The organism is Salibaculum griseiflavum (assembly GCF_003129565.1).
GTDB lineage: Bacteria > Pseudomonadota > Alphaproteobacteria > Rhodobacterales > Rhodobacteraceae > Salibaculum > Salibaculum griseiflavum.
Map to the genome: position 1 here is coordinate 40,351 of NZ_QETF01000020.1, position 25,091 is coordinate 65,441.

The 25,091-nt window shown below is 63.5% G+C and carries 25 protein-coding genes; 15 read left to right on the forward strand and 10 right to left on the reverse strand.

What is annotated here, in order from left to right:
* The first annotated feature begins 21 nt into the window (after nucleotides 1-21).
* Entirely contained in the window at nucleotides 22-1,575 is a 1,554-nt protein-coding gene (locus DFK10_RS14315) for a trimethylamine methyltransferase family protein (RefSeq protein ID WP_109389715.1), read from the forward strand.
* Between the two features lie 4 nt (nucleotides 1,576-1,579).
* On the opposite strand, the gene DFK10_RS14320 is transcribed toward DFK10_RS14315, so the two are convergent.
* On the reverse strand, nucleotides 1,580-1,894 hold the full coding sequence (locus tag DFK10_RS14320; protein ID WP_109389716.1) for a DUF6477 family protein: 315 nt from the start codon (nucleotides 1,892-1,894) through the stop codon (nucleotides 1,580-1,582).
* Nucleotides 1,895-2,111: 217 nt separating this feature from the next.
* Between DFK10_RS14320 and DFK10_RS14325 the strand changes: the two genes are divergently transcribed.
* Together DFK10_RS14325 and lipA are read left to right on the forward strand one after the other, a co-directional pair.
* Nucleotides 2,112-3,128, forward strand: coding sequence for a DUF6456 domain-containing protein (locus DFK10_RS14325; RefSeq protein WP_109389717.1), 1,017 nt, complete (start codon nucleotides 2,112-2,114; stop codon nucleotides 3,126-3,128).
* A gap of 102 nt (nucleotides 3,129-3,230) precedes the next feature.
* Nucleotides 3,231-4,187: a lipoyl synthase gene (gene lipA / locus DFK10_RS14330; protein WP_109389718.1), complete on the forward strand. Its 957-nt coding sequence runs from the start codon at nucleotides 3,231-3,233 to the stop codon at nucleotides 4,185-4,187.
* Here lipA and DFK10_RS14335 read toward each other — a convergent pair.
* Nucleotides 4,184-5,071 carry a cytochrome c gene (locus DFK10_RS14335; RefSeq protein ID WP_109389719.1) on the reverse strand — a complete coding sequence of 296 codons (888 nt, stop codon included), beginning with the start codon at nucleotides 5,069-5,071 and terminating at the stop codon, nucleotides 4,184-4,186. The two genes, lipA and DFK10_RS14335, sit on opposite strands and share 4 nt — an antisense overlap.
* Before the next feature lie 3 nt (nucleotides 5,072-5,074).
* On the reverse strand, nucleotides 5,075-5,548 hold the full coding sequence (locus tag DFK10_RS14340; protein ID WP_235866856.1) for a c-type cytochrome: 474 nt from the start codon (nucleotides 5,546-5,548) through the stop codon (nucleotides 5,075-5,077).
* A gap of 96 nt (nucleotides 5,549-5,644) precedes the next feature.
* Here DFK10_RS14340 and DFK10_RS14345 point away from each other — a divergent pair, with 96 nt between their 5' ends.
* A complete protein-coding gene (locus DFK10_RS14345) occupies nucleotides 5,645-6,502 on the forward strand; it encodes a LysR family transcriptional regulator (protein ID WP_109389720.1) in 858 nt (285 codons plus the stop codon).
* 12 nt (nucleotides 6,503-6,514) lie between these two features.
* Here DFK10_RS14345 and hpt read toward each other — a convergent pair whose 3' ends face one another.
* On the reverse strand, nucleotides 6,515-7,051 hold the full coding sequence (hpt, locus tag DFK10_RS14350; RefSeq protein WP_109389721.1) for a hypoxanthine phosphoribosyltransferase: 537 nt from the start codon (nucleotides 7,049-7,051) through the stop codon (nucleotides 6,515-6,517).
* A gap of 87 nt (nucleotides 7,052-7,138) precedes the next feature.
* Between hpt and DFK10_RS14355 the strand changes: the two genes are divergently transcribed.
* The gene (locus tag DFK10_RS14355; RefSeq protein WP_109389722.1) at nucleotides 7,139-7,582 is read left to right on the forward strand and encodes a type II toxin-antitoxin system RatA family toxin; all 444 of its coding nucleotides are present in this window, start codon (nucleotides 7,139-7,141) and stop codon (nucleotides 7,580-7,582) included.
* On the opposite strand, the gene DFK10_RS14360 is transcribed toward DFK10_RS14355, so the two are convergent.
* From DFK10_RS14360 to DFK10_RS14370, 3 genes are read right to left on the reverse strand one after another with little or no spacing between them, the layout of a single operon-like run.
* Nucleotides 7,573-8,040 (reverse strand): CinA family protein, encoded by a 468-nt coding sequence (locus DFK10_RS14360; RefSeq protein WP_109389723.1) that lies wholly within the window; start codon nucleotides 8,038-8,040, stop codon nucleotides 7,573-7,575. The genes DFK10_RS14355 and DFK10_RS14360 overlap by 10 nt on opposite strands.
* Nucleotides 8,037-8,537 carry a phosphatidylglycerophosphatase A family protein gene (locus tag DFK10_RS14365; RefSeq protein WP_109389724.1) on the reverse strand — a complete coding sequence of 167 codons (501 nt, stop codon included), beginning with the start codon at nucleotides 8,535-8,537 and terminating at the stop codon, nucleotides 8,037-8,039. The genes DFK10_RS14360 and DFK10_RS14365 overlap by 4 nt, the downstream gene beginning before the upstream one ends.
* The gene (locus tag DFK10_RS14370) at nucleotides 8,534-9,664 is read right to left on the reverse strand and encodes a bifunctional 2-C-methyl-D-erythritol 4-phosphate cytidylyltransferase/2-C-methyl-D-erythritol 2,4-cyclodiphosphate synthase (RefSeq protein ID WP_109389725.1); all 1,131 of its coding nucleotides are present in this window, start codon (nucleotides 9,662-9,664) and stop codon (nucleotides 8,534-8,536) included. Before DFK10_RS14370 ends, DFK10_RS14365 begins: the two co-directional genes overlap by 4 nt.
* A 176-nt stretch (nucleotides 9,665-9,840) precedes the next feature.
* Between DFK10_RS14370 and dusB the strand changes: the two genes are divergently transcribed.
* From dusB to hflX, 9 genes are all read left to right on the forward strand, one after another.
* Nucleotides 9,841-10,806, forward strand: coding sequence for a tRNA dihydrouridine synthase DusB (gene dusB / locus DFK10_RS14375; protein WP_109389726.1), 966 nt, complete (start codon nucleotides 9,841-9,843; stop codon nucleotides 10,804-10,806).
* Entirely contained in the window at nucleotides 10,803-11,885 is a 1,083-nt protein-coding gene (locus DFK10_RS14380; protein WP_109389727.1) for a two-component system sensor histidine kinase NtrB, read from the forward strand. The genes dusB and DFK10_RS14380 overlap by 4 nt, the downstream gene beginning before the upstream one ends.
* Nucleotides 11,885-13,249: a response regulator gene (locus DFK10_RS14385; protein ID WP_109389728.1), complete on the forward strand. Its 1,365-nt coding sequence runs from the start codon at nucleotides 11,885-11,887 to the stop codon at nucleotides 13,247-13,249. Before DFK10_RS14380 ends, DFK10_RS14385 begins: the two co-directional genes overlap by 1 nt.
* A gap of 89 nt (nucleotides 13,250-13,338) precedes the next feature.
* Nucleotides 13,339-15,621: a sensor histidine kinase NtrY-like gene (locus DFK10_RS14390; protein ID WP_109389729.1), complete on the forward strand. Its 2,283-nt coding sequence runs from the start codon at nucleotides 13,339-13,341 to the stop codon at nucleotides 15,619-15,621.
* A 7-nt stretch (nucleotides 15,622-15,628) separates the two neighbouring features.
* A complete protein-coding gene (gene ntrX / locus DFK10_RS14395) occupies nucleotides 15,629-17,035 on the forward strand; it encodes a nitrogen assimilation response regulator NtrX (protein ID WP_109389730.1) in 1,407 nt (468 codons plus the stop codon).
* A gap of 72 nt (nucleotides 17,036-17,107) precedes the next feature.
* Entirely contained in the window at nucleotides 17,108-18,490 is a 1,383-nt protein-coding gene (gene trkA, locus DFK10_RS14400) for a Trk system potassium transporter TrkA (RefSeq protein WP_109389731.1), read from the forward strand.
* Nucleotides 18,490-20,010: a TrkH family potassium uptake protein gene (locus tag DFK10_RS14405; RefSeq protein WP_217810168.1), complete on the forward strand. Its 1,521-nt coding sequence runs from the start codon at nucleotides 18,490-18,492 to the stop codon at nucleotides 20,008-20,010. Before trkA ends, DFK10_RS14405 begins: the two co-directional genes overlap by 1 nt.
* 119 nt (nucleotides 20,011-20,129) lie before the next feature.
* Nucleotides 20,130-20,363, forward strand: coding sequence for an RNA chaperone Hfq (gene hfq / locus DFK10_RS14410; RefSeq protein WP_109389732.1), 234 nt, complete (start codon nucleotides 20,130-20,132; stop codon nucleotides 20,361-20,363).
* 15 nt (nucleotides 20,364-20,378) lie between these two features.
* Nucleotides 20,379-21,650, forward strand: coding sequence for a GTPase HflX (gene hflX / locus DFK10_RS14415; RefSeq protein ID WP_109389733.1), 1,272 nt, complete (start codon nucleotides 20,379-20,381; stop codon nucleotides 21,648-21,650).
* A 192-nt stretch (nucleotides 21,651-21,842) separates the two neighbouring features.
* On the opposite strand, the gene tnpC is transcribed toward hflX, so the two are convergent.
* From tnpC to DFK10_RS14430, 3 genes are read right to left on the reverse strand one after another with little or no spacing between them, the layout of a single operon-like run.
* Nucleotides 21,843-23,354 (reverse strand): IS66 family transposase, encoded by a 1,512-nt coding sequence (gene tnpC, locus DFK10_RS14420; RefSeq protein WP_109389734.1) that lies wholly within the window; start codon nucleotides 23,352-23,354, stop codon nucleotides 21,843-21,845.
* Between the two features lie 55 nt (nucleotides 23,355-23,409).
* Entirely contained in the window at nucleotides 23,410-23,763 is a 354-nt protein-coding gene (gene tnpB / locus DFK10_RS14425; protein ID WP_109389735.1) for an IS66 family insertion sequence element accessory protein TnpB, read from the reverse strand.
* The gene (locus tag DFK10_RS14430) at nucleotides 23,760-24,152 is read right to left on the reverse strand and encodes a transposase (protein ID WP_109389736.1); all 393 of its coding nucleotides are present in this window, start codon (nucleotides 24,150-24,152) and stop codon (nucleotides 23,760-23,762) included. Before DFK10_RS14430 ends, tnpB begins: the two co-directional genes overlap by 4 nt.
* Before the next feature lie 159 nt (nucleotides 24,153-24,311).
* On the opposite strand from DFK10_RS14430, the gene DFK10_RS14435 reads away from it, so the two are divergent.
* Nucleotides 24,312-25,004, forward strand: a complete 693-nt coding sequence (locus DFK10_RS14435; protein ID WP_109389737.1) for a hypothetical protein — start codon at nucleotides 24,312-24,314, stop codon at nucleotides 25,002-25,004.
* Nucleotides 25,005-25,091: the final 87 nt, after the last annotated feature.

The window sequence follows — 25,091 nt, forward strand, 5'->3', positions numbered from 1 at the left end:
CATATTGCAGGGAGTCGCGGCATGAGCGAGGCAAGCAAAGCACGGGCAGGGCGCAGGGGTCGGGGCGGCGGCGGGGCCGCGCGCCGGGCGCAGCGATCCGCCGTCAGCTTCGAAACGGCGAAATACATCGAACGCAACGTGCCCAATTTCGAGGTCCTGACCGAAGAGGCCATCGCGATCATCGAGGCGAATGCCGAGCAGGTTCTCGAAGAGATCGGCGTCGCCTTCGTCGACAACCCCGAGGCGCTGGAGCGCTGGAAGGCCGCCGGGGCCGAGGTCACCGGCGAACGGGTCCGCCTGCCCAAGGGCCTCGCGCGCGAGTTGATCAAGACCGCGCCTTCCGAGTTCACCCAGCACGCCCGCAACCCCGACCGCAACGTGGTGATCGGCGGGCGCAACCTCGTGCTGGCCCCGGTCTATGGTCCACCCTTCGTGCGCGATGTGGATGGCGGCCGCCGCTATGCCACGATGGACGATTTCCAGAAATTCGTGAAGCTGGCCTACATGTCGAAGTGGCTGCACCATTCGGGCGGCACGGTCTGCGAACCGACCGACGTGCCGGTGAACAAGCGCCACCTCGACATGCTGCTGGCCCATATGACCCTGTCGGACAAGCCGTTCATGGGCTCGGTCACCGATCCTGACCGTGCGCGCGACAGTGTCGAGATGGCCGAGATCCTGTTCGGCGCGGATTTCGTCGACCAGAACACGGTGATGACTTCGCTGATCAACATCAACTCGCCGCTGACCTTCGATGCGACGATGATGGGGGCCCTTGAGGTCTATGCCGCGAAGAACCAGGCGTCGATCATCAGCCCCTTCATCGTGGGCGGCGCCATGGCGCCCGTTTCCGTGGCGGGGACGCTGACGCAGGTTCTGGCCGAGGTCATGGCCGGCGTCGCCTACAGCCAGCTGATCCGGCCGGGTGCCCCGGCGATTTTCGGAACCTTCGTGACCTCGATCGACATGAACTCGGGCGCACCCACCTTCGGCACCCCCGAGGCTGCCAAGATCACCTATGGCGCCGGGCAATTGGCCCGGCGTCTGGGGCTGCCCTATCGGTCGGCGGGGTCGTTCAACGGCTCCAAGCTGCCCGATGCACAGGCCGCCTACGAAACGGCCAACAGCCTGAATGTCGGCCTGTTGGCCGGGGTCAATTTCATGCTGCATTCCTGTGGCTGGCTCGAAGGTGGCCTGGTCGCGGATTTCGAGAAATTCGTGATGGATGCCGACCAGCTTGGCGCGCTGCATGGCATCGCCAGCGGCGTCGAGATCGACGAGAACGCCCAGGCCATGGACGCGATCCGCGAGGTCGGCCCGGGCGGGCACTACCTGGGCTGCGCCCATACCCAGGCGAATTTCAAATCCGCCTTCTGGCGCTCGGACCTTCTCGATTACAAGCCCTTCGAGACCTGGGAAGAAGAGGGCGGGCGCGACACCCGCCAACTGGCCCGGCTGCGGGTCGACAAGATGCTGGCCGACTACCAGCAGCCGCCCCTCGACCCCGCGATCAACGAGGCGTTGAACACCTATGTGGCCGAGAAGAAGGCCAGCATGCCCGACGCTTTCACCTGATGCGTCACCCCATCGGGGCCAGCCTGCGGCGCGATTTCCGGATTGCCCGCAGGCTTGCTGCTTCCGACATCAACGCGATCAGCACCTCTATATGGCGGGCGATGGAATAGGCCGCCCGGTCCTGCCGGCGTTGCAGGTCCAACATCGCCTCCAGGTCCAACAGGCGCACGACCGCATCGGTGGCGCGGGGCAGGGTTTCGGTCTGCAACAGGCGCCGGAGATGGCGATTGCGGCAATAATCGGTTAACCCGTGGCGGGCGGTTTGCACCAAAATCAGCGGTCGTTCGAGGCGCGAAACGCGTGTCAGGACGTCTTCCATTCCTATCTCCCGGTTGTTTTCGCAATCCTTTTAGCGCAACCCCCGCGTGTGTTGCGTGTGGATAACACCCTGCGAACGGCGCGTTAACAATCGTTTACGATTTGGAAACGAAGCTCACAAAATGTGGATAATGTTTCTTCTATGGCAACACGGTCCCGAGTGGGTTGTGTGCCGGATTGGTCACGCGCTGTTGGCGTGACGAGGATGGGAACGGGCAATGTCATTTGAACACAAGATGTCGGTTTCAATGCCGACCTGGGTGCCGGAGCACGTTCGGCACTACCTTCTGCACACGGTCTATGGCCAGTCGATCCGCGCCCTCGCACGGCGCGCCGATTGCCATGCCTCGACCATCATGCGCCAGGTGCGCAAGGTCGAGCAACGCCGGGAGGACCCCCTGATGGACGAGGCCCTGCGGGTGCTGGCATCGGACGGGTCCGGTGGCGCCGCCGCGGTCTCGAACCTCGAACAGTTGCAGGCGCTGCGGCGGCTTGCGGAACCGACGGCCCTGCTGGCTGTGGCGCCGGATATGGGGCGCGGTGTGATCGTGCGGGACGGCGCGGAGGCCGGGCAAGACCTGGCCGAGCCACTGGACCTGCGCGTGGCGCGGGCCCTGGTCGTGCGCGACTTCCTCGATCCGGGCAGCCCGAAGGGGCGGGTCGTGCGCTATCGCATCTCGGGGACCGGGCGGGCGGCGCTGCGCGACCTGATTGCCCGCTCAGAGAACCGCGCCCGCGAAATGGCCGAAGCGCCTACGCCCTTTGCCCATGCCAAGAGTATGGACGAGGCCACGCCCTTGCGCAGCACCCGGCTGGCCGCTGCCGACAGCCCCGTGCGCGCGCTGGCCCGGCGCAAAGACAAGTTCGGCGAACCTTTCCTGACGCCGGCCATGGTGCATGCAGCCGAGCGGCTGCGCGAGGATTTCGAAGTGGCCCATATCGGCCAGCGTGTCAGTCAGGACTGGCAGGCGATGATGACCGGGCCGCGCAGCGGCCGGGGCGGACAGGGCAGTCGGATGGATGTCAAGGCGCGTCTGGAACGCGCCTTCGAGGCGCTGGGTCCGGGATTGGCCGAGGTGGTCTATCGCACCTGTTGCCTGCTGGACGGGTTGGAGCAGACCGAGCAATCCATGGGCTGGTCGGCACGCTCCGGCAAGATCGTGCTGCGCATCGCGCTGGCCCGGCTGGTCGAACACTACCGCCAGTCCGGCCAATTGGGGTCACGCTATAGCTGATGGGGACCGATGAGCCTTGCAAGCGGCGCAAGGCGGGGTTTCATTGCTTTTTGCCGCGTTTGGGCCTAGGTCAGAGCAAAGCACAGGCTGGAGGAGGCCAAATTGCGCGACCTTAAGATTCCTGAATCCCGGCACCCCGAAAAGGCGCATCGCGCCGACAATGCGCAACCCAAGAAGCCGGACTGGATCCGTGTCAAGGCGCCAACGTCCAAAGGCTATCAGGAAACCCACAAGATCATGCGCGAGCACAAGCTCGTCACGGTCTGCGAAGAGGCGGGCTGTCCCAATGCCGGCGAATGCTGGTCGCAAGGTCACGCCACCATGATGATCATGGGCGAGATTTGCACCCGTGGCTGCACCTTCTGCAACGTCGCGACGGGTCGTCCCGATGATCTGGACGTGTTCGAACCGGGCCGGGTGGCTGACGCTGTGCAGAAACTGGGCCTCAACCACGTGGTTATCACCAGCGTGGACCGGGACGACCTCGAAGATGGCGGCGCGGAGCATTTCGCGATGACCATTCGCGCCATTCGCAAGCGCAGCCCCGGCACCACGATCGAAATTCTGACGCCGGACTTCCTGAAATGCGACCCCTCGGTGCTGGAAGTGGTGGTCGAGGCCAAGCCGGATGTCTTCAACCACAATCTTGAAACCGTGCCCGGCCTTTACCCCGAAGTGCGCCCCGGCGCGCGGTATTTCCATTCCTTGCGCCTGTTGCAGCGGGTCAAGGAACTGGACCCGACCATGTTCACCAAGTCGGGCATCATGGTCGGCCTGGGCGAGGACAAGCAGGCCGTGCATCAGGTCATGGATGACATGCGCGCCGCCGATATCGACTTCCTGACGATCGGCCAATACCTGCAACCGACGCCCAAGCACCACGCGGTCGACCGTTTCGTGCATCCCGACGAATTCGCGGCCTATGAAAAGGCCGCTTACGGCAAGGGGTTCCTGATGGTTTCGGCGACGCCGCTGACCCGGTCCAGCTACCATGCGGGTGATGATTTCGCGCGGTTGAGGGAAAACCGGCTGAAGAAGCTGGGCGAAACGGCCGTTTAGGGCAGGGCGGTCAGGTAGGCGGCGATCGCCGCGCGGTCCTCTGCCGGCAGGCGGCTGGTGTTCTTGATGACCGCGACCATACTGCCACCGGCGGTGTCGAATTCGGGCGTGAAGCCGCTTTCAAGATAGGCCACGATATCCGGGGCCGACCAGCCCAGACCGTCGGGCGTGACATCGGGAATGCGGCCATCGCCATCCGGGTTTTCCGCGCCGGCCAGCCAATTGCCCCGGTCCAGCCCGCCCAGGGCGTTGCGCGGGGTGTGGCATTCGCCGCAATGGCCCAGCGCCTCGACCAGATAGCGGCCCCGTTCCAGTTGTGGATCAAGATCGCCCGTCATCACCCAGTCATCGTCGGCGAAAAGCCATTTCCAACCGCCAAGGCTGCGGCGGATATTGAAGGGAAAGCCGACCTCGTGGGGTTGGCTCGGGGTCGCGTCGGCGGGCAAGGTCCGCATGTAGGCGACCAGGTCGGCCATGTCCTGCGCCGTCGCGCGGGTATAGGAGGTGTAGGGAAAGGCGGGGTAGTAGTGCGCCCCTTCGGGTGAGATCCCGCGCTGGATCGCGTTGACCAGCTCCATGTCGGACCACGCGCCGATTCCGTGAACCGGATCGGTCGAGATATTGGGCGCGAAGAAGGTGCCGAAATCGGTTTCGAAATGCTGCCCCCCGGCCAGTATCGGAGGGCCTTCACTATCCTCGGCCTCGGGCGCGGTGTGGCAGGACGCGCAGCCGGCGGCGATGAAGACCTGTTCTCCGGCGGCAGCATCGCCCACGACGGCGCTCAGGTGATCGTCGGGAAGCGGGTCGGACGCGGTCAGCCACCAGCCAGCCGCAGCCCCGGTGACGGCAAGCGCCGCCACCGTTTTCAGTGCTCCCAACCTCATGGATCAGTCGTCGCTCTGGCGGTAATCCTCGTGGCAGGCGCCGCAAGCCCCGCCAAGTCCACCGATGGCCCCCTGAAGCGCGCCGAGCCCTTGGCCGGCTGCGTCTTCCATCACGGCAGCGGCCATCACCAGGTCTTCGGATTTGGACATCACGTCATCGAGGTTTTCCCAGATCGCGGCCAACGCCCTGGATCCTTCGACCGAGGTATCCGAGCCTTCGGGCCAGTATGTCGACTGGTTCAGCGTGGACAGCGCCGCGATATTGGACGCGGCGGCCTGCGCGGCTTCGGCGTCGTAAGGAATACGTTCGCGGGCCATGCCCCCCAGAACGCCGATATTGTGGGCGTAAAGCTGCATATGGGCCTGGCGAGCCTTGATGGCCCCGGCAATGGCCGGATCGACATGGGACTCGGCCAGCGCAGTCGAGCCAAGGCCTGTGAGGGAAAAGACAGTAAGGACAGTTGCAAGGCGTTTCACGAGATTACTCCTGATTGAATCAGTTCCGGTGACTTCCACGATATCTGTGAGTAAAATCGAAGCCAGTCTGAATTTTCGCGGAAGGGGTCTGATATAATGCACAATCAGAACTGGGATGACCTGCGCTTTGTCCTTGCCGTGGCCGAAGAAGGCTCGGTCAGTGCCGCCGCACGGCGGCTGCGGGTCAACCATGCGACCGTGCTGCGCCGGGTCGCCGCCTTCGAGGACCGGATCGGACTGCAACTCTTCGAGCGCACCAGCTCGGGGTATGTCGTGCCCCCCGACCATCGACGGGTGATCGACGCCGCGCGCGAGGCTGCTGCGGCGATCAACGCCGTGGACCGGGTCGCGCAAGGTGTTGAGATGCGCCTGACCGGCACGCTTTGCCTCACCTCCACCGACACCTTTTGCCAAACCGTCCTGCCGCCGATCTGCCGGGAACTGACCGCCGAGGGCGAGGCGCTTTGCGTCGAGATGTCATGCACCAATGCCCATCTGGACCTCGCCCGGATGGAGGCCGACATCACCGTGCGCCCCACCATGCGCCTGCCCGACGGCCTGATCGGAGAGCGGGCCGGGGCGCTGGGGTTGGCCGCTTATGGGCCTGCGTCGGCACCAACCCGCGATTGGCTCGGGCTGCGTGGACCGCTGGAACGGTCGCGCGTGGCCGAGATCATGGAGACCACAAAGCCCGGCCCGGTCCGCGCCGCGGCGGACAGTTTCATCATCCTGCGGGAAACGGTGGCGCAAGGCCTCGGCAATGCCATCCTGCCACATGTGCTGGCAGCCGGAGATCCGAGGCTGGACCGGTTGGATCGGCCCGACATGGCCCTTGAGATTCCGATCTGGGTGGCCAGCCATGCCGATATCGGCGGATCGGCACGGCTGCGGGCTTTCCGGTCGCGGATCGTGAGCGGGCTGTTGGCACGGGCAGAGCGGTTGGGACCACGCTAGCGCCCATGGTCGCTACAGCATCCGGACCTTGCCGATGAACGGCAGGTTGCGGTTGCGCTGCGCGTAGTCGATGCCATAGCCGACGACGAACTCGTCGGGGATCTCGAACCCGGTCCAGTCCGCCTTCACGTCCACCTCGCGCCGGGTCGGTTTGTCCAGAAGAGCGATCGACCGCAGCTTGTGCGGCTTGCGCGCCTTCAGCAGGCCAAGCACGTGTTTCATGGTGAAACCGGTATCGACGATATCCTCCACCACCAGAACATCGCGCCCCTCGATTCCGCCGCGCAGGTCCTTGAGGATTCGCACCTCGCGGCTGCTTTCCATGGAATCGCCGTAGGAGGACGCTTCGAGGAAGTCGACCTCCACATTCATGTCCAACTCGCGGACCAGGTCGGCGATGAAGACGAAAGAGCCGCGCAACAGCCCGACCACAACCAATTGCTCGGTATCGCCGAATTCGGCGCGAATCTCGCGGGCGAGGTCCTCGATCCGGGCGGCGATGGTCTTGGCCGAGATCATTTCATCAATGGCATAGGTCTGTTGCGTCATCTGGCCTGAATATCCCCGAGGTGCTTGATTTCCCGGCCGCACTCTACGACATGACGCGCAAGAGTCACGAAGACAAAGGAGCGCGGGATGCCCGCCCATGCCGAAACCCGGCATCTGCCCTACACACCCCAGCAGATGTATGACCTTGTGGCCGATGTGGGCCGCTATCCGGAGTTCCTGCCATGGACCGCCGCCGCGCGGGTCCGCAAGGTGACCGATCACGGCGATCACAAGGTGATGGAGGCCGACCTCGTGGTGTCCTTCAAGGTGTTCCGCGAACGCTTCGGCAGCAAGGTGACGCTTTGGCCCAAGGCGCGCCAGATCGACACCGAGTATATCGACGGGCCGTTCCGCTACCTGGAAAGCACCTGGGAATTCCGCGAGGCCGATGGCGGTTGCGAGGTCGCGTTCCGCGTGGATTTCGAGTTTCGCAACAAGCTTCTGCAAGGCGCGGCGGGCATGTTCTTCAACGAGGCGATGCAACGGATCGTGCGCGCCTTCGAGGCCCGCGCGAAGGCGCTTTACGGCTGAAGCGCGTGCATCAGTTGATCGAGTGCGTGGTTCACGGCAGCCGCCCGGACAGAGGCGCGGCCAATGGCGCCGAACTCAACGGTTTCGGTTTTCACACCGTCCTTCGTGGCAAATCCGAAACAAACGCGGCCCTCGGGTTTGTGCTCCGACCCGCCGGGCCCGGCCACGCCGGTGATCGAAACCGCGACGTTGGCCTCGGACCGGGCCAGTGCACCGAACGCCATCTCTGCGGCCACCTGCTCGGACACGGCGCCGTGTGCGGCGATGGTGGCAGGGTCGACGCCCAGCATCTCGACCTTGGCGGCGTTGGAATAGGTGACAAAGCCCCGGTCGAACACATCCGACGACCCCGGCACCGCGGTAATCTCGGCCCCAAGTAAGCCACCGGTGCAACTTTCGGCGCAGGCGATCATCTGGCCTGCAGCGCGGGCCACGTCGATCAGGTCGGCGGCCTTCATGGCAGGAACACCAGGTGCGACAGGCCCGCCAGGCCCAGGGTGATCACGGCGGCGAAAAGGCCCGCCCAGGCATCGTCCAGCATCACGCCCATGGCATCGCCGCGCCGGTCGGCCCGGCCCACCAGCCAGGGCTTCCAGATGTCGAACAGGCGAAACAGCAGAAAGGCCGCGATCCAACCCGGATAGAGCGCCAGGATGTCCTGCCCGGCGGCATGGGCGCCGATGATGACGGGCGCCAGCGCGATCCATTGGCCGACCACCTCGTCAATCACGATCTCGGACGGGTCATGGTCAGCCCCCTGCGCGGTATAGACCCGCGTGGCCCAGACGCCCTTGGCGAAGGCCACGGGGATGGCGAGCAGGAAAAGCCATAGCCCGCCGAGCTGCCAGATGGCCCAAGCCAGGGGCAAGGCGGCCAGCGACCCCCAGGTGCCGGGGGCAGGGCGCAGGTGGCCCACGTAAAGCACGGTGCCGATCAGATGGGCCAGCCGGGTCATCGCTTCACCAGCGTCGCGGTGGCCATGGCCGCGATCCCCTCGCCGCGCCCGGTGAAGCCGAGCCGTTCCGAGGTTGTCGCCTTGATGCTGACGCGGTCCACCTCGATCCCCATGATCCGGGCCATCTCTTTGCGCATCGCGGCAGCGTGTGGGCCGACCTTGGGGGCCTCGCAGATCAGCGTGCAATCCACATGGGTGATTTCGAACCCAAGCGACCGCGCCAGATCGCAGGCATGGGCCAGGAAGACCTCGCTTGCCGCGCCTTTCCATTGCGGATCGCTGGGCGGGAAATGGGTGCCGATATCGCCCTCGGCCAAGGCACCGTAGATCGCGTCGGTGACGGTGTGCATGCCGACATCCGCGTCCGAATGGCCCTGAAGCCCCCTGTCGAAGGGCACGGCCACGCCGCAAAGCATCACATGGTCGCCAGGCCCGAAGCGGTGCACGTCGAACCCGTTGCCGGTGCGGATATCCATCTGTGCCCCCAAAAGCTGTTCGGCCCGTGCAAAATCGCCGGGCAGGGTGATCTTGATATTGCGTTCGTCGCCTTCGACGATAGTTACGTCAAGCCCTGCGGCACGGGCCACGGCCACGTCATCGGCCGCCGCGCCGTCGCTCGCCGCATGGGCCGCGCGGATGGCGTCCCGATGGAACCCCTGCGGGGTCTGCGCGCGAAACAGGCCGGTGCGGTCCTGCAGGCCGGTGACCTTGCCCGCTGCCCCGGACCAGAGCGCATCCGATACGGACAGGGCGGGGGCGGCGCCCGGCGCATCGGCCAGACCATCCAGCACCCGGTGGATCACATCCGATGGCACACAGCAGCGGGCCGCGTCATGGATCAGCACCACGTCGCCCGTCGCCTTCTCCAGCCCCGCCAGGACCGAGAGCGACCGCGTCGCGCCGCCAGCGGCGATGGTGGCGCGGTCGGCAAGGTGCCGCGCTTCCACATGGCTCATGTCCTCGGGCGCGACGACCAGCACAATTTCATCGACGCGCGGATGGGCCTCGAACACGGCAAGGCTGTGTTCCAGCACGGTCCGCCCCGCGACCTGCCGCCATTGCTTTGGCAGATCACCACCGGCGCGCACCCCGCGTCCGGCGGCAACGATGATGGCTGTGCTGCGCATGGGCCTCGTCCGGTTGCTTCGGGCATGTGATTAGCCGCTGGGCCGGCCTTGGAAAAGGGGCGTTCTGGGCGGGATACCGGACTGGAATGCCCAACAATTAGGCAATGGCACTTTGCCGCACAAAAATTCACCTAAATTTCATTGTGAGGCTCAAAGCGCTTTGCTATCTCGACCTCATGAACTTGCCCACCCCTCAGTTTCCAATCGCTCTTGCCCCGCTGGCAGGCATCACCGACCTGCCATTCCGGCAGTTGGTGGCGTCCTTCGGGGCGGGCTGGGTCGTGTCGGAGATGGTGGCCAGCCAGGAAATGGTGCAAGCCAAGCCCGGCGTGCGCGAAAAGGCCGAGCTGGGCCTGACCGAGGCTGCCACGGCGGTGCAGCTGGCCGGGCGCGAGGCGCACTGGATGGCCGAGGCGGCGCGGCGCGTCACCGATAACGGTGCGGCGATGATCGACATCAACATGGGATGCCCGGCCAAGAAGGTGACGCAGGGCTATTCAGGCTCGGCTTTGATGAAAGACCTCGACCATGCGCTTGGCCTGATCGAGGCGGTCGTGGCCGCCACCGATCTGCCGGTGACGCTCAAGACCCGGCTCGGTTGGAACGATGCCCTTCTGAACGCGCCCGAGCTGGCACGGCGGGCCGAGGCCGCAGGCATTCAACCGATCGTCGTTCACGGCCGCACCCGTTGCCAGTTCTACAAGGGTCACGCGGACTGGGCGGCGATCCGCGCCGTGAAAGAGGCGGTCACGATTCCCGTCATTGCCAATGGCGATATCACCGAGGCGGCTAGCGCCCGCGCGGCGTTGGCGCAATCGGGCGGCGATGGCGTGATGATCGGGCGCGGTGCGCAGGGCCGGCCCTGGCTGTTGGCGCAGCTGGCCAGCGAGCTTTACGGGCATCCGGCGCCCATGATTCCAACTGGCGAGGCCTTTATCGACATGGTTTCAGCGCATTACGAGGCGATGCTGAGCTTCTATGGCGCCACACTCGGGGCACGGGTCGCCCGCAAGCACCTGGGCTGGTACATGGAGGCCGCCGCACCCGATCCGTCGTTGCGCCGCGCGGTGCTGACCACGGCCGATCCGGCCCGCGTCCTGGCGCTGCTGCCTCAGGCGCTCGGCGAAAGGCAGGCGGCATGATAACTGATCCCGACCTGTGGAATTCGCTTCCGGTGCCGGCCCTGTTGCTGAACCCCGACGAAACCATCGCCGACAGCAATGTCGCGGCGGAAAACTTCCTCAACCTGTCGGCCAAGGCGCTGGACGGGGCGTTGGTCTGGGACAAGGTGATGATCGACGCGCCGCTGGAAGAGGCCTTTGGCCGGGCACGCGACTATCGCACACCGCTTTTCGTCAATGATGTGGATGTGGGCAGTGGAGAACGGCCACCCTTGCAGTGCAACGTCCAGTTCGCACCGCTGTCCGGGACCGGCGACCAGATGCTCATGCTGATCTCCCCGCGCGAGATCTCGACCCGCATCGCCCAGAACGCCCTGAGCTATCGCGCCGCGCGCTCGGCCATCGGCATGGCCGAGATGCTCGCCCACGAGATCAAGAACCCGCTGGCGGGGATCGCCGGGTCGGCGCAATTGCTGTCCATGGGTCTGGCGGGCGAGGACCTGGAGCTCACCCACCTGATCGTCGAGGAGACCCGGCGCATCGTGAAGCTGCTGGAGCAGGTCGAACAGTTCGGCAATGTCCAGGCGCCGAAGCTCAAGCCGGTCAACATCCATGACGTTCTGGACCGCGCCCGGCAATCGGCGTCGGTGGGCTTTGGCGCGCATATGATGATGATCGAGGATTACGACCCATCGCTGCCGGCGACCTATGCCGACCCAGACCAGTTGCAGCAGGTTTTTCTGAACCTTCTCAAGAATGCGTCCGAGGCCGGTGGGCCAGGCGGCTCGATCACCCTGCGCACCTTTTACGAACCGTCGCTGCGGCTGCGCCGCAAGGATGGCACCCAGGCGCGCCTTCCGCTTCAGGTCGAGATCATCGACGACGGCCCCGGCCTGCCGCCCGATATCGCCGCCGAGGTGTTCGAGCCCTTCGTATCGGGCCGCGAGAACGGGACCGGGCTGGGCCTTGCCCTGGTCAGCAAGCTGGTTGCCGACATGGGCGGCTGGATCTCGGTGGACAGCGTGCCGGGGCGCACGGTGTTCCGCGTCTCGCTGCCGACCGTGCCCCGCGACCTTGCAAAGAAAGAGGATGTTGACTGATGGATGGAACCGTTCTTGTCGCCGATGACGACCGCACGATCCGAACGGTCCTGACCCAGGCGCTGACGCGGGCGGGCTGCAAGGTGCACGCGACATCGTCGATCGTGACGCTCATGCGCTGGGTGGACGAGGGCAAGGGCGACCTGGTGATATCGGACGTGGTCATGCCCGATGGCAACGGGTTGGAACAACTGCCCAAGATCGCCGAGGCACGACCCGGTCTCCCTGTCATCGTGATCTCGGCGCAGAACACGATCATGACCGCGATCCAGGCCGCCGAGGCCGAGGCCTACGATTACCTGCCCAAGCCGTTCGATCTGCCCGATCTGATGAAACGGGCCGCCCGCGCACTCGAGGTCAAGCGCCGCGCCCCGGCCCGCCGCGAGGGCCGCGACGAGGCCGGTGATGGCGACCTGCCCTTGATCGGGCGCACCCCGGCGATGCAGGGTATCTATCGGCTCGTGGCGCGGGTCATGAACACGCCGCTCTCGGTTCTGATTACCGGCGAAAGCGGCACCGGCAAAAGCCTGATCGCCCGCACCATTCACGACTTTTCGGACCGGCGCACCTTGCCCTATGTCGTGGCTTCGGCCGCCGACCTGGAAGGGATGGACGGTCCGTCGGCGCTGCTGTCGCGGGCCAAGGGCGGCACGCTGGTTTTCGACGAGGTCGGGGATTTTCCGGTCGAAACCCAGGCCCGTATCGTGCGGATGCTGGATGCGATGGGAGAGAGCGCGCCGCAGGTCATGGCCACATCGCGTGGGGCTCTGCTGGAACAGATGGAAGATGGCAGCTTCCGCGAGGATCTCTATTACCGGCTGGCCGGCGTCACCATGTCGGTGCCCGGTCTGCGGGATCGGGTCGACGACATCCCGCTTCTGGTCGAGCACTTCCTGGCCCGGAGCGAGCGCGACGGGGCACCGCCGCGCCGCCTGTCGGACTCGGCGCTGGACCTTTGCCGCGCCTATAGCTGGCCGGGCAATGTCCGGCAGTTGGAAAACGTGGTGCTGCGACTCGTCGCCACCGCGACCGAGGACGAAATCACCCGTGCCGAGGTCGAAATCGTTCTGGGCAACCAGCCCGCGATGGAGCCGCTGAGGGGCGCTGACAGCGACAAGCTGTCGGCCTCGGTGGCCAAGCATCTGCGGCGCTATTTCGACCTGCACGGGGCGGAATTGCCGCCGCCGGGACTTTACCAGCGCATTCTGCGCGAGGTTGAGGCCCCTTTGATCGAGATTGCGCTGGATGCGACCGGTGGAAACCAGGCCCGCTGCGCCGACCTGCTGGGCATCAACCGCAATACGCTGAGAAAAAAGATAACCGATCTCGATCTCCACGTGACTCGACGCCGCAAATTGATGTAAAACGGCAACATAACCGTGGCCGCTTTGCAGCAAGCGCAGGGCAGGACCGACGGGTAGACAGGCGGTAGGGACCGGGATCCGGTCCGGCAATGAACGAGGCACCCGGCGTGCAGCGCTCCCTTTTGGGTTTCAATCTTTCGGCCCTCAGCCGATGGCGCCGCAAGCGGCAGGTTCAGAACGCGTTGACCCTGGTGCTGGTGGCATTGGCGCCTGTCCTGGTGATCCTGACGATCTCGGCACTGCGCCCGCTTGACCAGACAGGGCGGACGGAACTGTTGCGCCTGATCCTGTTGGTCGACCTCGTCTATATCCTTGTCGTCGCCTCGCTGGTATTGGCGCGTATCGCAACCATGGTCGCAGCCCGGCGGGCGCGATCGGCCGGCTCGCGCCTGCATTTGCGGCTGACCGGGGTGTTTGGCCTTCTGGCGCTGATCCCCACCGTGGCGGTGGCCGTTTTTGCGGTGCTGACCATCAATATCGGGCTCGAAGGCTGGTTTTCGGAACGGGTCCGCAACGTGGTGGGCAATTCTCTAGAGGCCGCACAGGCCTACGAGGAAGAACACCGACAGGAGGTGGCCCGTGACGGGCGTGCGCTTGCGGCCTATCTCGCCACCCAGCGGGTTCAGACCTTCTTCATGGAGCGCGGCGAGATCCGTCAGGCGCTGTCGCGGGTTCAGCCGCAGATCGAGCGCGGCCTTTCGGAGGTCTTCGTGCTGGACGGCACCGGCGAGATCGAGGTGCGTGGCGAACGTTCCTATGAATTCTATTTTGAGAAACCGACCGAGGCGCAGCTGGCCCAGGCCCGGCAGGACGGCATCCTGATCATCGAGGATTGGGCCAATAACGAGTTCCGCGCGCTGATGCCGCTGGAAAACTTCACCGACAATTACCTTTATGTCACACGGCCCGTGGATGGCGAGATCCTGTCACTGCTGGACGACACCCAGGAAACCGTCGAGCTTTATGGCCAGTTGGAGAATGAGCGCGGCCGAGTGCTGTTCGAATTCGGCCTGATCTACCTCGGGTTCGCCGTGATCCTGATCCTTGCGGCGATCTGGGTGGGGCTGTGGTTCGCCGAACGCCTGTCGCGCCCCGTTGGCCGACTTGTAGGCGCCTCGCAGCGGGTTGGCGCGGGCGATCTTTCCGTGCGGGTGCGCGAAGAGTCAGGCGATGATGAGATCGCGCAGCTTGGACGCTATTTCAACCAGATGACCGCGCAGCTGGCCGACCAGAGAGAGGAGTTGTTGCAGAACACCCGCCAGATCGAGGATCGGCGGCGGCTCTTCGATAGCGTGCTCAGCTCGGTGCCCTCGGGGGTGGTCGGGCTGGACCCGGATGGCTGTGTCACCTTCGTGAACCGCGCGGCGACGCGACTGCTGGAAATGGGCAAGGGGGCGAAACGGACGGCTTTGGCCGTTGCCGTGCCGGAATTCGCGCCGCTCTTCGAAAAGCTGGTCAGCGAGGACCGGCGCGTGGCGCAGGGCCAGGTGGAACTGGTGCGTGGAGGCGAGCAGGAAACGCTGCTGGTGCGGATGTCACCGCGGCGCGGCGAGGGCGGGGTGCTCGACGGCTACGTGATCGCCTTCGAGGACGTGACCGACCTGGTGAGCGCACAGCGTATGGCCGCCTGGGGAGACGTCGCGCGCCGCATCGCGCATGAAATCAAGAACCCGCTGACGCCGATCCAGCTGTCGGCGGAGCGGATCAAGCGCAAGTTCCGCAAGGAGGTTCCGCCGGAGTCGGTCGAAACCCTGGAGCAGATGACCGAGGTGATCGTGCGCCAGACCAACGACCTGCGCCGCATCGTCGACGAGTTCTCCAAGTTCGCCCGGATGCCGGAACCCGACCGGACCACACATGACATCGTGGGTCTGGTCCGCGACGCCACGGCGCTGCAGGAGGCAGGCCAGCCCGATGTGACGTTCAAGGTTGATCTGCCACGTGCGCCTGTGCTGGCCAGCCTAGACAGCACCATGCTGTCGCAGGCCCTGACGAACCTGATCAAGAACGCCGGGGAAGCCATTGAAACCCTGATGGAAAAGGGGGCACCCGACGGCTTCGCGCCGGAAATACGCGTGGCGCTGGAGGTCAACGATACGACTGCACGGATCACCATCTGCGATAACGGGATCGGGTTGCCGGAAAACCGGGCCAAGCTGTTCGAACCCTATGTGACGACGCGCGAAAAGGGCACCGGGCTGGGCCTGCCCATCGTGCGCAAGATCATCGAGGAACATGGCGGCACATTGGCCCTGACAGACGCCCCCGTCTTCGAGGGGGTCGAGCACCGGGGCGCCATGGCCGTGATCGAACTGCCCATACTGACAATGACCGAAACGGGGGCCGACATAACGGCCGCGAAAACCGCGTGAGGGGACAATGAGCGATATTCTGATTGTGGACGACGAGCGGGACATCCGGGAATTGATTTCGGACATCCTCGAGGACGAGGGCTTTACCACCCGCCGCGCCGGCGGGTCCGAGGAATGCATGGCCGAAATCGGCAAAGGCCTTCCGGCCCTGATGATCCTTGATATCTGGCTCAAGGACAGCGCCATGGACGGGATCGACATCCTTTCCCATGTCAAGCGCGAGCATCCGGAGGTGCCCATCGTCATCATCTCGGGCCATGGCAATATCGAGATCGCCGTGGCCGCGATCAAACAGGGGGCCTATGACTTCATCGAAAAGCCCTTCAACATCGACCAACTCATGGTGGTGATCCGGCGCGCGATGGAAACCAGCCGCCTGCGCCGCGAAAATCTTGAGCTCAAGCGCGGCGAAAGCGGCGCGGTCGAGATGATCGGCGAATGCGGCGCCTTCCGCACCCTCAAGGGGCAATTGGACAAGGTCACGAAATCCAACGGGCGGGTCATGCTGACCGGCAACCCCGGATCGGGCAAGGAAACCGCGGCGCGCTACATCCACGCCCAGTCAGACCGGGCCGGTGCGCCCTTTGTCAGTGTCAGCTGCGCCTCGGTTGCGCCGGACCAGATGGAAGAAATCCTGTTCGGCCGCGAAACCGACGGGCGCGGGGTCGAACCGGGATTGCTGGAGGAAGCCGATGGCGGCGTCATCTATTTCGACGAGATCGCCGACCTGCCGGAGGGCACCCAGTCGAAGATCCTGCGTGTCCTCGTGGACCAGAAATTCCAGCGGGTCGGCGGGACCGAGAAGGTGCAGGTCGATTTGCGGGTGATCTCCTCGACAGGCCGCGACCTGGAGGCCGAGATCGAGGCCGGGAATTTCCGGCAGGAACTGTATCACCGGCTCAACGTGGTGCCGATCCATGTGCCTTCTCTGGAGGAACGGCGCGAGGATATTCCGTTGCTGGCGCGCTATTTCATCGAAGAGCTGCATGAAAGCCAGGGCCTGCCGCTGCGCACCCTGAGCGACGAGGCCGGCGCGCTTCTCCAGACCATGCCCTGGCCCGGTAACGTGCGCCAGTTGCGCAATGTCGTCGAACGCATCCTGATCCTTGGTGACAGTCCTGATCCGATCGCAACCAAGGAAATCCCCGCCGGTGGCGAGGCACAGGGCAGCGACGAAGACAGGGTGATCCTGTCGGGATCACTGGCCACCTTGCCCTTGCGGGAGGCCCGTGAACTGTTCGAGCGCGAATACCTGCTGACACAGATCAACCGGTTCGGCGGCAATATCAGCCGCACGGCGAATTTCGTGGGCATGGAACGGTCGGCGCTGCATCGCAAGCTCAAATCGCTGGGTGTCGTGACATCGAACAAGTCCGGCGCGCGTGTCGCCCATGTGAACGAAGCCGAGGGGTGACGCCATCGGCGCGGCTTGACCGGGACGCGGGCGTCTGCCACCACCAACTGACGGATCAGCGAGGGACCAGGCATGAAGGTCATCATCTGTGGCGCCGGGCAGGTAGGCTGGCAGATCGCCCGGCACCTGGCGTCGGAAAAGAACGACGTGACGGTCGTGGACAACAATGCCGAACTCATCCGTCGGGCCACGGACACGCTGGATGTTCAGGGGATTGCCGGGTTCGCCTCTTACCCCGATGTGCTGGACAAGGCCGGGGCCCGCGACGCGGACATGGTGATTGCCGCCACCCATTCCGACGAGGTCAACATGGTCACCTGCCAGGTGGCCCATTCGGTCTTTGCCGTCCAGCGCAAGATCGCCCGGCTGCGGGCGCAAAGCTATCTGGATGCGATCTATGCCGATCTCTACCGGCGCGATCACCTGCCCATCGACGTGGTGATCAGCCCGGAACGCGAAGTGGCCGAGGCCGCGCTCCAACGCCTTGCCGCGCCTGCGGCCTTCGACACCGAAAGCTTTCTTGAAGGCAACGCGCAATTGCTCGGTATCCAGATCGACGAGGACTGCCCGGTCATCAACACGCCTCTACGGCAGCTTTCCGATCTGTTCACCACGCTCAAGGCGGTGGTCGTGGGCATCCGGCGCGATGGCAAGGGCAAACTCTTCGCCCCCAGCGCCGGGGACCAGATATTTCCGGGCGATGAATGCTACGTCTTCACCGAAACCCCTGACATGGCCCGCACGCTGGAGATTTTCGGCAAGACCCAGGCCAAGCAGGAACGGGTGGTCATCATCGGCGGCGGCAATGTCGGCCTTGCGGTGGCGCAGGCCCTTGAAAAGCGCGAGAAGCGCATCCGCGTGCGGGTGATCGAGCGCAATCGGGATATCGCCGAGCGCACGGCGGATGCCTTGGAACGAACCATCGTTCTCAATGGCGACGGGCTGGACGCCGCGCTCCTGGAAGAGGCCAATATCGGCTCCGCGGATGCCGTGCTGGCCGTGACCGACGATGACAAGACCAACCTGCTGGCCGCGGTTCGGGCCAAGGCGCTTGGCTGTCCCATGGCGATCTGCCTGACCAACGATCCCACACTGGTGCCGTTGATGGGGCCGCTGGACGTGGACGCCTATATCAACCCGCGCGCTACCACCGTCAGCTCGATCCTCAGTCATATCCGCCATGGCCGGGTGCGTTCGGTCTATTCCATCGGCGATGCCGAGGCCGAAGTGATCGAGGCGCAGGTCCTGACGACCTCGCCCATTGCCGGCAAGGAACTGCGCGACGTGGACTTCCCCGAAGGCGTCCTGCTGGGCGGTATCTTGAAAGGGGGGCGCATGGAAAAACCCCATGGCGGCCTGCGCATCGAGGAAGGGGACGTGGTCGCCATCTTCGCCGTGTCCAGCCAGGTGGCCGAGGTCGAGCGCCTGCTTCAGGTCTCGATCGACTTCTTCTGATGGTCTCCTTCCTGTCCCGTCGCCCGCTCTTCGTCCTGCTGATGGGGCTGGGTGCGCTGGCGATGATCGTGCCGGCCGCCCATGCGGCGGTGGTCGAAGACTTCGTTTCGATGCGGGTGTTCTTCTACGGCTTCCTGCTGTTCTTCGTGATCACGCTTTTCGTGGCGTTGGCCACCGACGGACGCAAGCCGCGTTTCGGGTTGCGTGGGTTGCTCGTCACCTTGCTGGCGGCCTTTGTATTCCTGCCGATCATGCTGGCCCTGCCCATGGTCGAGGCGGTATCGGGCACGCGGCTTCTCGATGCCTGGTTCGAGATGGTGTCGAGCTTCACCACCACGGGGGCGACCCTGTTCGACAATCCCCGCGACTTGCCGCGTTCGGTGCACCTGTGGCGGGCGCTGGTCGGCTGGCTTGGCGGCCTGCTGATGTGGATTGCGGCCATGGCCGTGCTGTCGCCGCTGAACCTTGGGGGCTTCGAGGTCTATCAGCAGATCGGCAGCGGGACGGGCCAGGATCGCTATGCCCAGATCGGGCCAGACGCCGAACCGGCAGAGCGGCTCGCCCGTTACATCCTGCGCTTCGTGCCGCTATACGCGGGCCTGACCCTGCTGTTGTGGATCGGCCTTTCGGTGGCCGGAGAGGTGCCTTTCGTGGCGCTGTGTCATGCGATGGCAGTGATGTCGACCTCGGGGATTTCGCCGGTCGGGGGGATCTATTTCTCGTCCGCCGGTATCGCGGGCGAAATGATGATCGCGCTGTTCCTGATCTTCGCCCTGTCGCATCTGACCTTCACGCGCGCGCCGGGCGAGGACCCTAAATCGGTCATCACCCGCGACCCGGAATTGCGCTTTGGCCTTTCGCTGGTGGGGCTGTTGTCCCTCGCGCTGTTGGCGCGGCATGTCTTCGAACTGGGAACCGAGGGCGTGGACAATAGCCTGTCCACGGCGCTGATGGCGGCATGGGGCGGCTTCTTCACCATCCTGTCCTTCATGACCACCGCGGGCTTCGAATCCTCGGGATGGACCGTGGCGCAAAGCTGGTCGGGACTTAGCACCCCCGGGCTGATGCTGGTCGGCCTCGCGGTGATCGGCGGCGGCGTGGCGACGACGGCCGGGGGCATCAAGCTCTTGCGGGTCTATGCGCTCTACAAGCATTCGCAGCGCGAATTGCAGCGTCTGGTGCACCCGTCCTCTGTCGCCGGGGCCGGGGCGACGGCACGGCGGATCCGTCGCCAGGGTGCACAGATCGCCTGGATCTTCTTCATGATCTTCGCGATTTCCATCGCCGGTGTCATGGTGCTGCTGGCCGCAACTGGTGTGCAGTTCGAAACTGCCATGGTGCTCGCCGTTTCTGCCCTGTCCACGACGGGACCACTGGCCGTGGTGGGGGCCGAGGACCCCATTTCCTATGCCGGGCTGACCGACCTGTCAAAGGTCGTGCTGGCCTTCGCCATGATCCTGGGCCGGCTCGAGGCGCTGGCCATCATCGCATTGCTCAACCCCGAATTCTGGCGCAGCTAGGCAACGCCTGCACAGTGGCTTGAATTTGGGCTGGAAACTCGCGACCACGCATTACATACTTGGGCGGAATTGAAAAAACCAAGCCGGCGCGCGGCAATAAGAACAAAGGGACAGCCAGAATGGCAAGCGACAAGCAGAACCTACAGGACGCGTTTCTCAACCATGTCCGTAAATCGAAGGTCTCGGTTACGATCTTCCTGATCAACGGCGTCAAGCTGCAAGGGATCATCACCTGGTTTGACAGCTTCTGCGTGTTGCTACGCCGCGATGGACAGTCGCAGCTTGTTTACAAGAGCGCGATCAGCACGATCATGCCGGCCACCCCGATCAGTCTCTACGACGGGGAAGAGTAATTGGGGGACGAATAATTGGGTGACGACCGGCCCATTACCCGGGGCTATGTTCTGCACCCGGATATTCGCACCGATCCCGACCGCCACGCACCGGAACCCGCCCTGGAAGAGGCGGTATCGCTCGCCGTGGCGCTGCCTGACCTGGAGGTCGTCGGCTCGGAGATCGTGCCGCTGAACAAGGTGCATCCGGGCATGCTGTTCGGATCGGGCAAGATCGAGGAACTCAAGGCGCGCATCAAGGCCGCCAATGCCGGGCTGGTGCTGATTGACGGGCCGGTCAGCCCGGTGCAGCAACGCAACCTCGAAAAGGCACTGGATGCCAAGCTGCTGGATCGCACGGGCCTGATCCTGGAAATCTTCAGCGACCGGGCCCTAACCCGCGAAGGCGTGCTTCAGGTGGAAATGGCCGCGCTCAGCTATCAGCGCACGCGGCTGGTCCGGGCCTGGACCCACCTGGAACGGCAGCGGGGGGGCCTTGGTTTCGTGGGCGGACCCGGCGAAACCCAGATCGAGGCCGACCGCCGGGCCATCGACGACCAGCTCAATCGCCTGCGCAAGCAGTTGGCCAAGGTGGTCAAGACCCGCAGCCTGCACCGCGCCGCCCGCGCCAAGGTGCCGTTCCCGATTGTCGCGCTGGTGGGCTATACCAACGCCGGAAAATCCACTCTGTTCAACCGGCTGACCGGGGCGCAGGTCATGGCCAAGGACATGCTCTTTGCGACGCTGGACCCGACCATGCGCAAGGTCGAGCTGGAAACCGGCGACGAGGTGATCCTGTCGGACACGGTGGGCTTCATCAGCGATCTGCCGACGCAGCTCGTCGCCGCATTCCGGGCCACGCTGGAGGAGGTGCTGGAGGCCGACGTCATCGTCCATGTGCGCGACATCAGCCATCCGGAAACCGAAAACCAGCGGGCGCAGGTCATGGCGATCCTGTCGGATCTGGGCGTGACCGGGGACACACCGATGATCGAGGTCTGGAACAAGATCGACCTGATGCCCCCGGAAGAGGCCGCCGCCCTTCAGGCCCGCGCCGCCCGCGACCCGGACCTTTTCGTGACCTCGGCGGTGACGGGGGAGGGCCTGTCGCCGATGTTGCAGAGGGTGTCAGAGCGGCTGAGCGCCCCAAAGACGACGGAAGAGCTTTTCTTGCCCTATACCGAAGGCCGCAAGCGCGCCTGGCTGCATGAAGAGGCCGTGGTCGATGACGAAAGACCAGGCGATGCGGGCTATCAATTGACCGTCACCTGGACCGATCGTCAGAAGGCACGGTTCGAGAAGCTGTAGGTGGGACGCCCGCCACCATGAACAAATATGAGCGCATGGTGGAAGGGTCAAAAATTTTCCAAGTAAGTTTGGTGCGTCTTGTTTAAGCACCGACACTAGGCCAGGTATTGGAGATTGATAATGCCAATTATTTTCGCAAGACGCTTCGAAGAAGATAAGAGCACAGACGGTATACTGTAAACGGTGCGCCGATCACACGGATCTGACGTAATTCCAGGGCAGCAGCTGGTCGATATCGGTTTGTTTGTGCCCCGCGGCGATGGCTGTCAGGACGCCAGACAGATAAGCGTGTGGCTCGATGCCATTGAGTTTGCAGGTTTCTATCAGGGACGCGATGACGGCCCAATTTTGTGCGCCTGCGTCATGACCTGCGAAGAGCGCGTTTTTGCGGCTGAGGGCGATTGGCCGGATGGTGCGCTCAACGGTATTATTGTCGACTTCGATGCGACCGTCGTCGAGGAACAGGATTAACCCGTCCCAGTATTTGGCGATGTATTTCAGGGCCTCTCCTGTCGGCGATTTGGCTGAGACGCGTGCACGGCTTTGTGCGAGCCAAAGCTCGAATGCATCGATATTGGGTTTTGAGCGGTCCTGTCGTGCAGCAAGCCGTTGATCGGCAGGCAGGCCGCGCAGGTCTTTTTCGATGCGATAGAGCGCCTGGATTTGAGCCAAGCCTTCCTGTGCAATCGGAGCTGAGGTGGATTTGGTTACCTCATTCAGCTTGCGGCGAGCATGCGCCCAGCAATAGGCCAAGGTTACTTCCTGTGTCGGACGTTTGAGCAGGCGGTTATAGCCTGCGTATCCATCAACCTGCAGGATGCCGCTGAAGCCTTCCAAAATAGTGTCTGCATGCTGGCCGGAACGTCCCGGCGCATAGGTGAAGGCGACACCGGGGGGATCATCACCACCCCATGGCCTGTCATCACGGGCCAGCGCCCAGAAGTAACCTTTTTTGGTGCGTTTGCGTCCCGGGGCCAGAACCGGCGCAGGCGTTTCGTCCATGAAGAGCTTGGTGGAGCGCTTCAGATCAGCCATAAGAGCCGCATAGACCGGGGTCAATTCGAAGGCCGACTTGCCCACCCATGCGGCCAAGGTCGAACGATCCAGATCGATCCCTTGGCGGCTATAGATTTGCGCCTGCCTATAGAGCGGCAAGTGATCCGCATATTTTGAGACGAGCACATGGGCGAGCGTTGCCTCGGTCGGCATTCCGCCCGCAATGATGTGGGCGGGTGCCGGAGCCTGAGCGATCCCGCTTTCACAGGAGCGGCAGGCATATTTGGGACGGCGGGTGACAATCACCCGGAACTGGGCCGGGATGATGTCCAGCCGTTCGCTGACATCTTCGCCAATGACGTGACGCGTGACGCCGCAAGCGCAGGACAGCTCAGGCTCGATGACCACTTCCACCCGCTCCAAATGCTTGGGCAGTGACCCCCGGTTGGTCTGGCGCGGTTTTGAGGGGCGCACGGGCGCGGTGCGCTTATCGGCATCAATCTCGGCTTCCACCTGCGCGATGGCCGTCTCGATGTCTTCAAGCTCCAGCTCGTATTGGCCTGGATCAATCTTCTCGGATTTGCTCCCGAAGAGCGCCTTCTTGAAGGAGGCAACTAGGGCCTCGAGCCGGGCATTCTGATCCTGCTGCACACGGATGATCGCCTTCAACTCGGCAATGTCATTGGGTAGATCATCAGGGACACTCATGCCCGATCTCATAGCAAAACAAGGGCAGAATGACCCGCGCAAACGCCCCTGTGAGTCACTCCGCCGCAGAAGGTGCTGCGACCTCCAAGGGCTGCACGCGCCGCCAATCCAAACCCGCGAACAGGGCCTCAAACTGGGCCGGTTCCAAACGCATCACCCCGTTCTTGATCGCGGGCCATTTGAAGCTGTTATCCTCCAGCCGCTTATACGCCATCACCAGCCCGCTGCCGTCCCAGTAGATCAGCTTCAGCCGATCCGCCCGCTTGGCGCGGAACACATAAACCGACCCATCAAAGGGCTTCTGTCGCAAATGACCCTGCACCAGAGCGGCCAGCCCGTCATGACCCTTGCGGAAGTCGACCGGATCACTGGCCACAAAAATCCGGACATTGTGGGATGGCGTGATCACGTCCCCATGGCCCGTGCGATTTCCGCGACCCGCGCGGTTGGCGTTGCTGCATCAAGACGAACGATGACATCGCCCTTGATCACATCAATCGTGCTGGAAGATGTGACAGGCAAAGGCTGGGCAACAGGCGCAGGGGTAATCTCCTCGACCTCAACAGGCACAAAATCTACGCCGTCCAAATTGGGCAAAACCAACTTGCCCTGTCGCGCCATCCGCCGCCAGTCAGACACCGTGCTGGGGATCAACTCATACCGCTTGGCAACCGCCTTGACCGTCTCGCCTTCAATCAATGTCTCCGCCACAATCCGAGCCTTCAGCTCTGACGGCCAATTCCGATTGCCGTCCGCACGGCGAGGCACACTTGCCAGAAACTCGCTTGTAGCTCCCATCGAGAAACTCCCAACAAATCAAAGAAGCCTCTGAATCGCAGATCAGGCGTCAGCTCGAAAGTGTGGGGGCTGCGCACCGCTTACGGTATACTTATCGAATATGAGGAAGGTCAGGCACCCGAGCAAGGAACGGTGTACCAGCAAGGATCTTGCGGGAGAATGACACTACGTCTCGAAAGTTACAGCCTGACTCAGCACATCGGTTTTGTCCCAGAAAATCTACTGGGCGAATGCGAACCTGAATGGGATGAAGATTGGTCGCTGAAAAACCATAATGCTGAGGACGAAGAGATAGTTGCCGAGGAGTTAGAAGACAAGAATACTGCAGAAACCTCGGATCGTTTAGACGTGCAGTGGCAACCCATCCGGCCTACATTGGAGGGCGTCGCAAGTATCGTTCATAAAGCCAATCGGGTGAGAGGTCTTGGAGTCTTTGGGTTTGATCAAGAGTACGAGAGGGTTCGCGTTTTACTTGAGGACAGTGCGGTTTTAGGGGAGCTTGCTCAGGCCGAAATATCGCTTAGCGGTTCAGTGGGTGGTTTTCAATTAGCCGTCTATGTACCGACCGATAGATACGACGCACTGCTTGCAGGTCTGGCAGAATGCGATGAGATCGAAATTGAAGTTAACTTGGATCCCATCCCAAGGTTCTTTTCGGATAACAGTTACTTTTCACCTGAAGTTGCAAAGTATCTACCAGATTCGAGCATCATCGAAAATGAAGACGATATGCCGAACAGCTTTCTTGACAGTCGCTGCCTTAGACTCGGCCTCAAAATGCCCATTAGAAAATGGAATGGCAACTCATTCACACTAGGGTCAGGACCCATTGATTTCCGCATTTCGGCGTGATTCACGGTTCGAAAAACGAGCGGTGACCATGTCTGATCTTTTCTGGCTGACGGAGGCGCAGATGGCGCGTCTTGAGCCCTTCTTCCC

What these genes read in the sequence shown, in the direction of transcription:
- DFK10_RS14315 (WP_109389715.1), top strand. Translation starts at nt 22, where the DNA reads ATGAGCGAGGCAAGCAAAGCACGGGCAGGGCGCAGGGGTCGGGGCGGC.
- DFK10_RS14320 (WP_109389716.1), bottom strand. Translation starts at nt 1,894, where the DNA reads ATGGAAGACGTCCTGACACGCGTTTCGCGCCTCGAACGACCGCTGATT.
- DFK10_RS14325 (WP_109389717.1), top strand. Translation starts at nt 2,112, where the DNA reads ATGTCATTTGAACACAAGATGTCGGTTTCAATGCCGACCTGGGTGCCG.
- DFK10_RS14335 (WP_109389719.1), bottom strand. Translation starts at nt 5,071, where the DNA reads ATGAGGTTGGGAGCACTGAAAACGGTGGCGGCGCTTGCCGTCACCGGG.
- DFK10_RS14345 (WP_109389720.1), top strand. Translation starts at nt 5,645, where the DNA reads ATGCACAATCAGAACTGGGATGACCTGCGCTTTGTCCTTGCCGTGGCC.
- hpt (WP_109389721.1), bottom strand. Translation starts at nt 7,051, where the DNA reads ATGACGCAACAGACCTATGCCATTGATGAAATGATCTCGGCCAAGACC.
- DFK10_RS14355 (WP_109389722.1), top strand. Translation starts at nt 7,139, where the DNA reads ATGCCCGCCCATGCCGAAACCCGGCATCTGCCCTACACACCCCAGCAG.
- DFK10_RS14360 (WP_109389723.1), bottom strand. Translation starts at nt 8,040, where the DNA reads ATGAAGGCCGCCGACCTGATCGACGTGGCCCGCGCTGCAGGCCAGATG.
- DFK10_RS14365 (WP_109389724.1), bottom strand. Translation starts at nt 8,537, where the DNA reads ATGACCCGGCTGGCCCATCTGATCGGCACCGTGCTTTACGTGGGCCAC.
- DFK10_RS14370 (WP_109389725.1), bottom strand. Translation starts at nt 9,664, where the DNA reads ATGCGCAGCACAGCCATCATCGTTGCCGCCGGACGCGGGGTGCGCGCC.
- dusB (WP_109389726.1), top strand. Translation starts at nt 9,841, where the DNA reads ATGAACTTGCCCACCCCTCAGTTTCCAATCGCTCTTGCCCCGCTGGCA.
- DFK10_RS14380 (WP_109389727.1), top strand. Translation starts at nt 10,803, where the DNA reads ATGATAACTGATCCCGACCTGTGGAATTCGCTTCCGGTGCCGGCCCTG.
- DFK10_RS14385 (WP_109389728.1), top strand. Translation starts at nt 11,885, where the DNA reads ATGGATGGAACCGTTCTTGTCGCCGATGACGACCGCACGATCCGAACG.
- DFK10_RS14390 (WP_109389729.1), top strand. Translation starts at nt 13,339, where the DNA reads ATGAACGAGGCACCCGGCGTGCAGCGCTCCCTTTTGGGTTTCAATCTT.
- ntrX (WP_109389730.1), top strand. Translation starts at nt 15,629, where the DNA reads ATGAGCGATATTCTGATTGTGGACGACGAGCGGGACATCCGGGAATTG.
- trkA (WP_109389731.1), top strand. Translation starts at nt 17,108, where the DNA reads ATGAAGGTCATCATCTGTGGCGCCGGGCAGGTAGGCTGGCAGATCGCC.
- DFK10_RS14405 (WP_217810168.1), top strand. Translation starts at nt 18,490, where the DNA reads ATGGTCTCCTTCCTGTCCCGTCGCCCGCTCTTCGTCCTGCTGATGGGG.
- hfq (WP_109389732.1), top strand. Translation starts at nt 20,130, where the DNA reads ATGGCAAGCGACAAGCAGAACCTACAGGACGCGTTTCTCAACCATGTC.
- tnpC (WP_109389734.1), bottom strand. Translation starts at nt 23,354, where the DNA reads ATGAGTGTCCCTGATGATCTACCCAATGACATTGCCGAGTTGAAGGCG.
- DFK10_RS14430 (WP_109389736.1), bottom strand. Translation starts at nt 24,152, where the DNA reads ATGGGAGCTACAAGCGAGTTTCTGGCAAGTGTGCCTCGCCGTGCGGAC.
- DFK10_RS14435 (WP_109389737.1), top strand. Translation starts at nt 24,312, where the DNA reads ATGACACTACGTCTCGAAAGTTACAGCCTGACTCAGCACATCGGTTTT.